General features: G+C 34.8%; 14 protein-coding genes. 9 read left to right on the top strand and 5 right to left on the bottom strand.

The genetic code is table 11. The annotated features are described in order from the left end of the window. Together BKM63_RS19310 and BKM63_RS19305 are read right to left on the bottom strand one after the other, a co-directional pair. The gene (locus BKM63_RS19310) at positions 1-213 is read right to left on the bottom strand and encodes a hypothetical protein (protein WP_071638220.1); all 213 of its coding nucleotides are present in this window, start codon (positions 211-213) and stop codon (positions 1-3) included. Between the two features lie 11 nt (positions 214-224). Beyond that, complete coding sequence (locus BKM63_RS19305) at positions 225-818, bottom strand: TetR/AcrR family transcriptional regulator (RefSeq protein ID WP_071638219.1); 594 nt, start codon at positions 816-818, stop codon at positions 225-227. Positions 819-1,179: 361 nt separating this feature from the next. Here BKM63_RS19305 and BKM63_RS19300 point away from each other — a divergent pair, with 361 nt between their 5' ends. The 4 genes from BKM63_RS19300 (at position 1,180) to BKM63_RS19285 (ending at position 6,033) form a co-directional block, all read left to right on the top strand. Then, positions 1,180-1,515: a hypothetical protein gene (locus tag BKM63_RS19300; RefSeq protein WP_242661187.1), complete on the top strand. Its 336-nt coding sequence runs from the start codon at positions 1,180-1,182 to the stop codon at positions 1,513-1,515. 105 nt (positions 1,516-1,620) lie between these two features. After that, the gene (locus BKM63_RS19295) at positions 1,621-3,276 is read left to right on the top strand and encodes a peptidase domain-containing ABC transporter (RefSeq protein ID WP_071638217.1); all 1,656 of its coding nucleotides are present in this window, start codon (positions 1,621-1,623) and stop codon (positions 3,274-3,276) included. A gap of 2 nt (positions 3,277-3,278) precedes the next feature. Further along, positions 3,279-4,634, top strand: coding sequence for an HlyD family secretion protein (locus BKM63_RS19290; RefSeq protein ID WP_071638216.1), 1,356 nt, complete (start codon positions 3,279-3,281; stop codon positions 4,632-4,634). Continuing rightward, on the top strand, positions 4,615-6,033 hold the full coding sequence (locus tag BKM63_RS19285; RefSeq protein WP_071638215.1) for a TolC family protein: 1,419 nt from the start codon (positions 4,615-4,617) through the stop codon (positions 6,031-6,033). The genes BKM63_RS19290 and BKM63_RS19285 overlap by 20 nt, the downstream gene beginning before the upstream one ends. A gap of 224 nt (positions 6,034-6,257) precedes the next feature. Here the strand turns inward: BKM63_RS19285 and BKM63_RS19280 are convergent, their stop codons facing one another. Continuing rightward, entirely contained in the window at positions 6,258-7,133 is an 876-nt protein-coding gene (locus BKM63_RS19280) for an SDR family oxidoreductase (protein WP_071638214.1), read from the bottom strand. An 81-nt stretch (positions 7,134-7,214) separates the two neighbouring features. On the opposite strand from BKM63_RS19280, the gene BKM63_RS19275 reads away from it, so the two are divergent. The 4 genes from BKM63_RS19275 (at position 7,215) to BKM63_RS19265 (ending at position 9,572) form a co-directional block, all read left to right on the top strand. Then, positions 7,215-7,580, top strand: coding sequence for a winged helix-turn-helix transcriptional regulator (locus BKM63_RS19275; protein WP_071638213.1), 366 nt, complete (start codon positions 7,215-7,217; stop codon positions 7,578-7,580). Positions 7,581-7,889: 309 nt separating this feature from the next. Further along, a complete protein-coding gene (locus BKM63_RS23965; RefSeq protein ID WP_242661186.1) occupies positions 7,890-8,510 on the top strand; it encodes a hypothetical protein in 621 nt (206 codons plus the stop codon). Next, positions 8,507-8,872 carry a hypothetical protein gene (locus tag BKM63_RS23960; protein WP_242661185.1) on the top strand — a complete coding sequence of 122 codons (366 nt, stop codon included), beginning with the start codon at positions 8,507-8,509 and terminating at the stop codon, positions 8,870-8,872. Before BKM63_RS23965 ends, BKM63_RS23960 begins: the two co-directional genes overlap by 4 nt. Before the next feature lie 4 nt (positions 8,873-8,876). Continuing rightward, positions 8,877-9,572, top strand: a complete 696-nt coding sequence (locus BKM63_RS19265) for a hypothetical protein (protein WP_071638212.1) — start codon at positions 8,877-8,879, stop codon at positions 9,570-9,572. Positions 9,573-9,620: 48 nt separating this feature from the next. Here the strand turns inward: BKM63_RS19265 and BKM63_RS19260 are convergent, their stop codons facing one another. Next, complete coding sequence (locus tag BKM63_RS19260) at positions 9,621-10,157, bottom strand: contractile injection system tape measure protein (RefSeq protein ID WP_071638211.1); 537 nt, start codon at positions 10,155-10,157, stop codon at positions 9,621-9,623. Between the two features lie 245 nt (positions 10,158-10,402). Here BKM63_RS19260 and BKM63_RS19255 point away from each other — a divergent pair, with 245 nt between their 5' ends. Continuing rightward, positions 10,403-11,170: a methyltransferase domain-containing protein gene (locus BKM63_RS19255; RefSeq protein WP_071638210.1), complete on the top strand. Its 768-nt coding sequence runs from the start codon at positions 10,403-10,405 to the stop codon at positions 11,168-11,170. 9 nt (positions 11,171-11,179) lie between these two features. Here BKM63_RS19255 and BKM63_RS19250 read toward each other — a convergent pair whose 3' ends face one another. Continuing rightward, a complete protein-coding gene (locus BKM63_RS19250) occupies positions 11,180-12,004 on the bottom strand; it encodes a helix-turn-helix domain-containing protein (RefSeq protein ID WP_071638209.1) in 825 nt (274 codons plus the stop codon). Positions 12,005-12,034: the final 30 nt, after the last annotated feature.

Below are 12,034 nucleotides of genomic sequence, written 5' to 3'. Positions count from 1 at the left end.
TTATTGTAGTTCTTTGCAGTCAAAATCGTGAAAATTCAATAGTTCGATTATTTGGCCTGCGTTTAGTTTCTCGCTTATAATTCTTAGTACGCAATCAATATCTTCTTGATCAATAGTCCATTGCAAAATAGATTTGTTTGCATTTAAAAATGTTGCGATTTTATCTTTGTTTTTTTCTGTTTTTATATTAGTTGCAAATATCAAGACATTCATAACATAATTATTTAAGGTTTTAGTGCTTTAATTACTAAGCTTAATGCTTCTTGTTGAATTTCAGCTGTTAATTTAAACGGAGTGGTGCCTCCAAGTCCTTTTCCTTTTTCATGAAAACGCAGTAAATTGTATAAAGGGCCATAAGCAATGCTCCAGAAAACTTCTTTTGATACGGGAATGATTTCTTTTCTTTCAATTGCTCCATGCAAAAACTGCGTCATAATCTCTTTTAATTCGATCAGGCTTTCGTTTACGATATATTCTCCATAATTAGAATTTTGAAGAATTTCCCAAAAGGCAATTTTATCTTTGTTTTTCAGCATAAACTCAGATCGATTTTCCCACTGCTTGGCAAGACCTTCTGCAAAAGGCATGTCAGGCGAGAAATCTTTCAGGGAGCTTTTAAAAAAATAAGTGCCCATTTCAGTCCCAATTTTTTTGATTAAATCTTCTTTGTCCGCATAATAAATGTAAAGAGTCGCTACAGAGATACCGCATTCTTTGGCGAGACGGTTCATCGCAAAGCCCTCGATGCCATGCTTTACGATCATTTCTATAGTTTTTTGTTTGACTAGTTCTTCTTTATTAACATCTCTTGTTCTCAATCTAAAAGGATTTTAATTTAGATGCAAATATAGAATAATAAATGAATGCTTGCTTACTTATGAAAAATATTTTTTTAGTGAAGAAAAATCAATATCTCAAAAAAAGAATTTTAAGTCAAAAAACAACCTTTAAATTTTAAAAATGTAAGACTGTATTTTTTGTTTTCTTTATGTTTTTATTAGTAGGAAACCCTTGAGAATAAAGGGCTGATAATAATTTGAATTCTAATGTTATTCTAATGTTGCGATAAAAATTTAGTTTTAACTTGCGCCCTTAATTTATTTTTTTGCAATGCTCAACAGAATCAAAAATAGTCTTTTATGTAAATGCCTTCAGGCGTTACTAATCGGCTATTTTTTAATGAGCAGCGTTAATATATCGAGTAGTTTCGGCCGACTTATCAATAATAATACAGAAACTCATTCTGTTAAGGGGATGACTTGCAGTTTTCTAAAGAAAATTTTCAAATGCGACGGCATTCCTGAAGAATTAGATGATTACGAAACAAAAGAAACTAAGACGACTAAGCTTGCAAAAGGAGTTCCGTTATTAGAATATTTAGTGCCGGCCTATACTTCATTAGCTGGTTTTCCTTTTCCGTTAAAGGCGCAGGGAAAAAATTACATAGACAATTCTGTTTTTTCATTTGGTTTTCATGGTAAAATCGATTTACCGCCTCCTCGGGTTATTATATAAATACTTAATTTTTTTTTTAGGATTATGATTTTTTTTGTAATCCTTAATGCGGTATTTGCCGTATATTAGTATCTATCTATTAATCTTGTATTTATATATAAATTCATGACACCCTTAAAACGTTTTTACAACTTACTGAGCCTTGATAAGCGCGACGTATACCAAATTATATTTTATGCAGCCTTTGCGGGTTTGGTAAACCTTTCTCTGCCATTAGGAATTCAGGCTATTATTAATTTTATCCAAAGCGGACAGCTGAGTGTTTCCTGGATTGTTCTTGTAATTCTGGTCACAATTGGAGTTGGCTTTGGTGGTGTTTTAACTATTTTACAGCTTCGAATTGTAGAGAATCTGCAGCAGCGAATTTTTGTTCGTTCCTCTTTTGAATTTGCTTACAGAATGCCTTTAATTAAGTTTAAAGAAATGTATTCTGAATATGCACCAGAAAAAGCAAACCGTTTTTTCGATACTTTAATGGTGCAGAAAGGAACAGCAAAGCTATTACTAGACTTTTGTACTGCATTCCTGCAGGTGGGTCTGGGGATTATTTTATTGGTCTTGTACCATTCCTTTTTTATGGTTATCGGGCTTTTATTTATTGCTATTTTATACATCATTTTTAAATTTTCGTACAAAGACGGGCTCGAAACAAGTCTTAACGAATCGAAGTTTAAATATAAAGTAGCAGCCTGGCTTCAGGAAATTGCACGAAACCGAGAAAGTTTTCGCCGAAAAGGAGGTTTCGAATATGCATTGGAAAGAAACGACGGCTATGTCAGTCAATATGTAAATTACCGCGAAAAGCACTTTCAGGTAATGAAAAAACAATACATTCAGCTTACTATTTTTAAAGTTATTGTTACGGCTGCCCTATTGTCTATTGGTGGTTTTCTGGTAATTCACCATCAAATGAATATTGGGCAGTTCGTGGCAGCTGAAATTGTTATTGTATTGCTGATTAATTCGGTAGAAAAAATAATTTTCGGACTGGAATCTTTCTATGATGTTTTGACTTCTGTAGAAAAAATCGGCCAGGTTACTGATATGGAAATTTCTTGTATTCCTAATACATCAGCCGTAAGCGATACCGGAATTAATATAGAAACAGAAAGTGTTGGGTACAACTATCCGCAGCACAATAAAAAGTCACTCAAAAATATTAACCTGAAAATCAATCAGGGAGAAAAAATATTATTAAGAGGAACAAATGGTGCCGGAAAAAGTACTTTGCTGCGTTTGCTTTCGGGATTACTAGAGCCGGAAAGCGGCGCCATGTATGTAACGGACAATTTTATGAACCGTGTAGATGAAGACACATTTAGAGCAGAAGCCGGAACTTATTTACAAGGTGATACGCTTTTTGCAGGAACCATCAGGGAAAATATTCTTTTTGGCAATGAAATGCTTAATAACGATGATTTAAAATGGGCCCTTGATAATGTGGGATTAACACCTGATATTAAAACTTTCCCTAATGGACTGGAACATCAGATTCATCCCGGCGGACGTGAGCTTTCGGCTTCAGATGTTCAGAAAATACTTTTGGCACGAAGCATTGTTCATAAACCCAATATATTATTCCTTGAAGATCCTGTAGATAAAATGGATGAACTGACTTCGGGTAAAATTGTCAATTTTTTACTTTCTGAAGAAAATGACTGGACGGTAATTGTGACTTCTAAAAATGATATCTGGAAGAACAAATGCGACCGAATGATAACGATCGATGATGGAAAAATTATTAACGACATAAAGCTTTAATCATGCTCAATATATCAAAAGATAATAATATAATTATCACTCCGGGCAAATACAAATCTATTACCAGTGTAGCCCGCAGGCCTCATTATAAAATATTAAACAGAGTAATAATTGGTTTTTTATTGTTTGGAGTTGCCTGTCTTTTTCTGCCCTGGACACAAAATATTTCCGGAAGTGGTTCTGTAACAACTTTAAAGCCAGATCAGAGACCGCAGACTGTGCATAATGCTATTGCCGGAAGAATCGAGAAATGGTATGTACAGGAAGGTGATTATGTGAAAAAAGGCGATACTATTTTGTTTATTTCTGAAACAAAAGAAGACTATTTAGATCCTAATTTGGTTGGAAATACCAAAGATCAGGTCGATGCCAAAAAAATGGCAGTAGAATCGTACGGAGACAAAGTTAACTCGCTGGATGTTCAGGCTCAGTCTCTTAATACAGAAAGAGAATTAAAATTACAACAGGCTCAGAATAAAATAAAACAAGCCCAGCTGAAAATTAAAAGCGACAGCATGGATCTTGAAGCGGTAAAAACACAATTAAGAATCGCTAAAACACAGTTTGACCGGTCAACAGCGCTTAACAAAGAAGGTTTAAAACCCTTAACAGATGTGGAGCAGAAAAGATTGAAACTGCAGGAATCTGAAGCGTATATTATCACCCAGCAAAACAAGCTTTTGAGCAGTAAAAACGAATTGATAAATGCGAGAGTCGAAATAAACCGAATTACGGCTGAATATGCAGAGAAAATTTCGAAGTCAAAAAGTGATAAGTTTACGGCTTTGAGCACCCAATACGATACCAAAGCACAGGTAAACAAATTAGAAAATCAATATGTAAACTACAGCCTGAGAAATGGTTTGTATTACATAACAGCGCCGCAAAGCGGTTATGTAAACCGTGCGCTACTGGCCGGACTTGGTGAAACAATTAAGGAAGGAACACCTATTATCAGCATTATGCCGGCAAGTTATGACATTGCGGTAGAAACTTACGTAGATCCTATCGATTTACCATTGGTGCACCGAGGCGCAAAAGTTCGTGTTTGGTTTGACGGTTGGCCGAGAATTGTATTTTCGGGCTGGCCGGGATTGTCTTATGGAACTTTTGGCGGTAAAGTAGTAGCGATTGAAAATTTTATAAGTGCCAATGGAAAATATAGAATTCTGGTTTCGCCGGATGGTGAAGATTCTAAGTGGCCAAAAGAATTGAGTATTGGAGCAGGAGCGCAGAGTATTGCTTTGCTGGAAACTGTTTCGGTATGGTATGAAATATGGCGAAACCTAAATGGTTTTCCGCCAAACTATTATAATTCAGGCGAAAAAGAAACAAAGGATGGTAAGGACAAAAAATAAATTGAAATACGTTGCATTGCTGTTTTCTCTTTTATTTTTACTAGGCTTTTCTAGTATGTACAGCCAGGATTTTAATAAAGAGGAACTAAGTTACAGCGAGTTTTTAGGATACGTAAAAAAATACCATCCGCTGGTAAAACAAGCGAATCTGGAGCTAAGCAATGCTCAGGCGGCGCTTATGGTGGCACGCGGCGGATTTGATCCTAAAATTGAAGTAGATTACAGTAAAAAAGAATTTAAAGGAACCGAATATTATTCGCTTTTAAACAGCAGTTTTAAAATTCCGACCTGGTATGGTGTTGAAATAAAGGCAGGATTTGATGATACTGACGGACAATATTACAATCCGCAGAATCGTACTCCGGAGGCAGGTTTAACCTCATTAGGAATCAGCGTTGCATTAGGACAGGGTTTGTTTATTAATCAGCGTATGGCCGATGTAAGGGAAGGAAAATTGCAGTTGAAATTAAGTGATGCACAGCGGAAACTAAAAGCTATAGAAGTTTTGTATAAAGCGAGTGAGGCCTATTTTGAATGGAGAAAAAGTTATAATGAAGCAGAACTCTACAAAAGTTATCTGGGTTATGCCAGCACTCGTTTTAAAGGAGTTAAAAAGCTCATAGAACTGGGAGATTCTCCTGCAATTGACAGCGTTGAAGCCGGAATCACAGTTAGAAACCGAGAATTAAATGTAGAAAACGGAAATTTGAAATTGGCAAAAGCAAAATTGTATCTTTCTAATTATCTCTGGATTGAAAATGTTCCGGTTGAATTGGGAGATGTCGTAAGACCGGAAGACAATTTAATTTTGACTTTGGAGCAGACATTAAAAACCGATGCCATGATGGTAAATGTTGAAAGTCTGGAATCTCATCCTAAAATTCAGGCTCTGGAAACCAAAATGGACATGCTTGAAATTGGCCGAAAGTTGAAAGCAAATTCACTGCTTCCAAAATTAAATGTAGGTTATAATTATATTTCAGAGCCGGCTTATTTTGATTCTTTTAATGCTGATGATTATAAATTTAACGTCGATTTCAGTATTCCGATTTTCCTGAGAAAAGAACGTGGAAGCCTTAAAATAGCAAAGCTGAAAATTCAGGATTTAAAGTTTGATATCGAACAGCAGCGATTGGAACTTAAAAACAAAATAAAAGCCCAGCAGACTGAAATTGCCTCTTTAAAAAGACAAAAAAATGTAATTGATAATCTGGTAAAAGATTATACAACGATGCTGAATTCAGAGGAGAAGTTGTTTTCTTTTGGTGAAAGTTCAATTTTCTTAATTAATTCAAGAGAAAATAATCTGGTCAGCGCCAAGTTATCTCAAATAGGAATCGAGAATCAATTTTATATTTCGAATGCCGAATTGTATAAAATCCTGGCCAATCCGGATTAATTACTTTTGTCTAAACACATAGACAAATAGTTGGCTTTGTAAATTAAGAAAAAAAAATCTGCAATAGTTTTAAGCAGATATCGTTTATCAAAAAACAAAAAAGCAGCAGAGAAATCTGCTGCTTTTTTTTGATAAAGTTTGTCAGTCTGAGCCAAGTCTAAGACCTTTTAATGCATGAAAGTGCTTCGGCTTCGCTCAACAGGACAAAATAAGGATAAAACTATTTAGAATTTTGATGCAAATTGTTTTGCAAAATCTTCCAGTTTGGTTTTTCCATCTGCGGCTAAATTGCTTTTCAGGAAATCTTCAGCAATTTTTCCACTGCGCAAGCCTGTTCCCATTTCGGTATATAACTGGGCAATTTCTTCTGGTAATCCTGCTTGAGTCATTCCCTGCAATGATTGTTCGTCAGTAAATTCAACCCAGGATAAATCTGCTTTTTCAATTGCAGTTCCTAAAGCTTTGGCAATATCTTGCGGAGTGCGAACATCACTGATGATGTAACGAATGTTTTTTCCGGAAGACGTTTTTACCAATTCTTCGGCAGCCGCCTGAGCAATATCTTCGGGATGCACCAACGGAATTTTTGTATCTGCAGGATAATTTCCACCCATAATTCCTGCTCCCTGAATCATTGGGACATCATTGTAAAAGTTCGTGTAAAAATAACCTGCTCTTAAAAAAGTAATCGAAGTTTCTAAAGCATTATACAATTTTTCGATATTGTAAAGTCCTGCAATCGGCCCGTTTCCGGTTGGTAAATCAGCACCAATACTGCTTAGCATTACTACTCGGTTAATGTTAGTTTCAGAAATGGCTTTTGCGAAAGCACGGCCGGCTTCTGTTGTATTGGCGATTACATTCTGACTTCCTAAATTTGGCGGAGTCATGGCAAACAGCGCATCGGCACCTTTTAATGTTTCAGCCAAAAATGTACTGTTACTAACTGAACCAATTGCGGCTTTGGCTCCTAAATTTTCTATTTCGTTTTTTCGGTCGGCATTGCTGCTTATTACGATTACTTCGTGTCCTGCGTTAACCAATTTTGCTGTTAATGGTTTTCCAATGTTTCCTAAAGAACCTGATACTATAATTTTCATGATATATAATTTTTTTTATTACAGTTACAAAGGTATCTTTGTACTTACTTTTATACAAGTACTTACCCTAAAGTATGTATTATGACAGCGATTAAAGAATCATCGACAATTCAGGAAAATAAGCAGTACGCATTAGAAAAATGCCCCGTTACTTTTGTAATGGAAAAAATTGGCGGTTACTGGAAACCTATAATTTTATATCATTTGTCAACGGGCGATAAACGTTACAGCGAATTAAAAAGAGCAATTCCGGCGGTAACCGAAAAAATGCTGATTCAGCACCTAAAACAATTAGAATCCGACGGGCTTGTAATTAGAGAAGCAAAACCAGTTGTTCCTCCTTTTGTAACATACAGGCTCAGTAATGCCGGAAGAGGTTTAATGCCTGTTATACATGAAATGGCAAACTGGGCTTTTAAGGTGAGGGATGGGGAGTTTTCTCTTTAAGTTTCTGAGATGCTAAGTTTTTATCGCAAAATAATTTCATCAGAAATAAAAAATGATAATAAACCGGAGTCAACCATAATGGCATTCATTAAATTTAAAATCAGCCCTAAAGGACTTTAAAAATATCCCGAATTTAGAAAAATAATATTTCTAGATTCGGGTTGTTTTTTTCTGCCGCAATAAGAATTGCATTTAAACCCCAATTTTTTATGTAAATTTGATTTGAAGGATGTTAAAGAAAATCGATAAAGTTTTCTCTTTTAATTTTTTTACATTAATTTTAAGTAATAACCCCGAATACTATCAGGAATGAAGAAATATCTTATGCCCGGATTTTGGCTGCTTTACATGCTCTTTTTTGCGATTCCGTTTCCTATGATTTTATATTACGCCATAAACAGCGAATTTGATGTTACAACCTTAAAAGATCAAAATCCCTGGCTGGCATTGAGTATTTTGGGGCTGTCCATACTGCTTTGGCTGATACTTTTAATTGGTTATTTTCAGAAATGGATTCTGCAGATTTTTATCACCAGTAATAATATGGAACGCATAAAAAATGGTGGATTAATTCGGGAAGCAAAAATTATAAATGCTGTAAAAATATCCGGCAGAAAAGCAAAATTTAATACATACGAACTGCAATTACTGTTTAGAAATCTTAGCGATACTGAGATTACACATAAAACAGAAATTATGGACATGAAACCTCATGAGCGCCGTTTTGAAACCGGAAAAAAGATCAAACTCATCCTCAATAGAGAATTCAATAAAGAGCCGTATTTTATTATCGCATCATCAGAAGGAAAAATAAATATAAAAGGCTTATTTTTAAGAGTTTTAGGCTGGCTTTTGTTTTTGAGTGCCGTTGCGGGATATTATCTTTATTCTTATCACGATGAAAGCCAGGCTATGGTTGGCGCTTTATGAGTTTTGGACATCCGCTGTTTGTGTGTCCTGCAGTATTGATTTTCTATCGATATCTGCTTCGGTTTATTTTTAGAAAACTAACGGGCTTAAATAGCGGTTCGGCATCAATAAAATTCAAGGGAATAAAAACCGAGGCAAAAGTAATTAGCGTGAGCCAGACCGGAACTTATATTAACGAACAGCCCATGATGCGTTTTGAACTTGAATATACAGATAACAAACATCATGTTCATCGAAACAGCTTAAAGAAAATCGTAGGGTTTTTAGAACTCGATATAACAAAACAACAACACTTGGAAATTTTTTATCTGCCGGAAAATCCAAATTTGATTGCTCTTGCGGCAGATCTAAATACTATTTAAAAGAATGAGAAAATCACTTATCATATTAAGTTGCTGTCCGCTGTTTTTAGGATGCGAACAGGTGTCACAAAGTATCAGGGAAACATTTAAAACCAATGATTCAATAGTAAACAAAGAAACAGCAGCTCCTGATGTTCAGACAGAAGTACCGCAGGCAGATGTTCAGAAAATTGTAAATGAAGCTCTTGAAAAACATGCCGCAGCTCAGAACAGCTTAGAAAATAAAACAACAGATTTGTTAAAGGATTTAAACGGATTAAAAAAAGCCGAAGAGGCTCTAAAACAATTGCCCCAATATTCAGGAAAGGAAATCTATGTTTATTCAACTTTGTATTTTTACAATAACGGAACCATAAATGTTATGCTCCAGCATCCCGAAAATAAAAAATATGTTGATACTTATGAGTATAAAAATAAGGTATGGTCTGAGCCTAAACCTGTTCAATTGTCTATAAGAGATGACGTTCAAAAACGTTTAGTGCCTCTTAAAACGATCAGTTTTGCAAATGCGGCTAAAGTTTTTGATATCTACAATGAAAAAGCGGCTTCAGTAGAAGGAGCAAAGCCTGCAACAAGTGTGTATATATCCATTTGGGACAATAAAATCCGATGGTATCCATCATCTATCAGCGGGAGCCGGGAAAGATATTCTATTCAGTTTAATGACGATGGAACGTTAAAAACTTTTATACAAGATTAGTTTAAAAACCATCTTCTCTTTAATCTTAAATGTTTACTAAGGAAAGGTTTAAAAATTCCAGTAAACATGAAGAGGTTTTTCCATCCACGGAAATTTTATAACCGAATAAGCAAAAGGAGACCTGAGAATTAATATATCATAAACTCTTTTTTCTACTGTAAGTTCCCATTTGTCTTCGAATTCAACAAGAAGACCGTTTCGTACAAGCCAATTACCTCTAAAGCCGTCTATAGAACAATCTCCAATAGCAGTCCAATAACCAATTACGGCATTTAGGAGCCCGTCCACAAGCATTTTGTCTGTTTGTGAAATCTCGATTTCATCCGGAACTTTATCGTCGACAGAAAGACCGCATAGCAGTTTATTGAGTGGTAAATAAATTTCGTCTGTATTAGGCAGTCCGGTAACCACATATTGTAAATACTTTACCGCTTTTTTTTGATCTTTTATACTAACGAACTGTCGATCCTCAATTAATTTAAGTCTTTCTAACAGCATAGGGATATAACTGTTTAGCAATACAATTCCGGCATTTCTAACAGAGACACCTTCTTTTACCAAATGATTCATTTTTACAGCCTCCATTTATTTGTAAGGTTTGATTAATTACAGCGATATAAAATTATAGATCTTTTAGTAATTGTATATGAGTATTTATACCTAAAAACGAAAAACACTTAGAATTAATTAAAAATAGCAGTCAAAATAAGGAAAGAGTTAAAGATTTAATAAATACAAAAGCTGTAAAGTTTATTAGAAATTTGTACCTTAGTTAAATGACCGGTTTTTATGTGAAAAGCCATTTTTTCTAAATTTAAAAAAAACTTCAAATGCCTTGGAATCCAGAAATATACAATAAGTTTAAAGACATTCGCTATCAGCCATTTTATGATTTGGCAGCATTAATAAAACCAGCCAATGGAATGAAAGCTATTGATTTGGGATGCGGAACAGGAGAGCAGACAGCAATTTTAGCCGATAAATTTCCGGCGGCTCATTTTCTCGGGGTAGATTCTTCTGCCGAAATGCTCGAAAAATCAAAATCCCTCGAGACAGAGAGGCTGCATTTTCGTAAAGCAACAACCGAAGAAACCCTAAATGCAGGCGAAAAATGGGATTTAATTTTTAGTAATGCGGCGCTGCAGTGGTCAAATGATCATGGAACATTATTTCCTAAATTGATTAATCTTTTAAATAGGGACGGACAATTTGCAGTGCAGATGCCTGTGCAGCCTGAAAATAAACTCAACAAAATTCTTATTGAACTGGTAAACGAAGAACCTTTTAAAACGTATCTAAAAGGATATACAAGAGATTCTCCTGTTTTAAGCATAGATGAATATGCCCAGCTGCTTTTTGACGGAGGGCTTGAAAATATTCAGATTATGCAAAAAGTATATCCTATAATTGCCAATGATCATGATACTTTATATAACTTTATTTCAGGTTCTGCTTTAATACCTTACATCGAAAGATTAGAAGGCGAACAGAAAGAACTTTTTATTAAAACATACAAAGAAAGAATAGCAGTAAGTTTTCCTAAACTCCCAGCTATTTATTCCTTCAAACGGCTTTTGCTTTACGGAATAAAAGCATAAAAAAAAGCTTCAACTGTGAAGCTTTTTTTGATTATTTAACCGGTTTGGGGGATAACCAAATTGCTTTTTAAAGGCAAAAGAAAAATGGGATAAATTTTCAAAACCGACTTCAAAATAAACTTCGGTTGGTTTTTTCTTGTTTTCGGTTAAATGATAGTGCGCCAGTTCTAACCTTTTTTTAGTAAGCCATTTTTGGGGCGTTGTATTAAAATATTTTTTAAAATCTCTGTTAAAAGTCGATAAACTGCGTCCTGTTAAATAACCCAGTTTTTCCATTGGCATATTAAACATAAAATTTCGGTGCATAAAATCGATCAAATCGATTTTTCCGGGTTCGTCAAAACCGGCAAGAATACTGTCGATTCCTTTATCAATTTCTCTTAAAATACTAATAGCTTCGGTAATTTTTAAGGAGGCAATATTTTCGGGAAATTCTCCTTCAACATCAAAATAAGGCAGTAACGAAGACATACAGCTTTCTAATAACGGGTGATTATTATAACTGATAATTTTTTGTTCTGTATTAGTTTTATCACTTAAATCAATACTTTTATAAAACTCCTTTAAACGTTTTACAGATAGATGCATGACTACTGTTTTATGAGGCTGTCCGTTTTTAGGATAATTAATAATAGTGGCGAGCAGATTTCTCGGAATTAAAAAAATATCTCCGGCTTTAAAGGTAAAAACAGCATCAGTCTGAATGATTTTGGTTTCGCCCGAAATAAACCAAATCAGCATATGGTCTTCAAATACCAAATCAGTTTTGAAGAATTTATCTTCATAGCAGGACAGCTTTATTTCCGGAGTTAAATATTTTGAGATATGTTTCATTTAGAATAATTATATACCGTCAAATCTGTT

The sequence above is a fragment of the Flavobacterium johnsoniae genome (assembly GCF_001879205.1).
GTDB lineage: Bacteria > Bacteroidota > Bacteroidia > Flavobacteriales > Flavobacteriaceae > Flavobacterium > Flavobacterium johnsoniae_A.
Note: the sequence above shows the minus strand (reverse complement) of the source record. Positions and strands in the feature narration are given on the sequence as shown.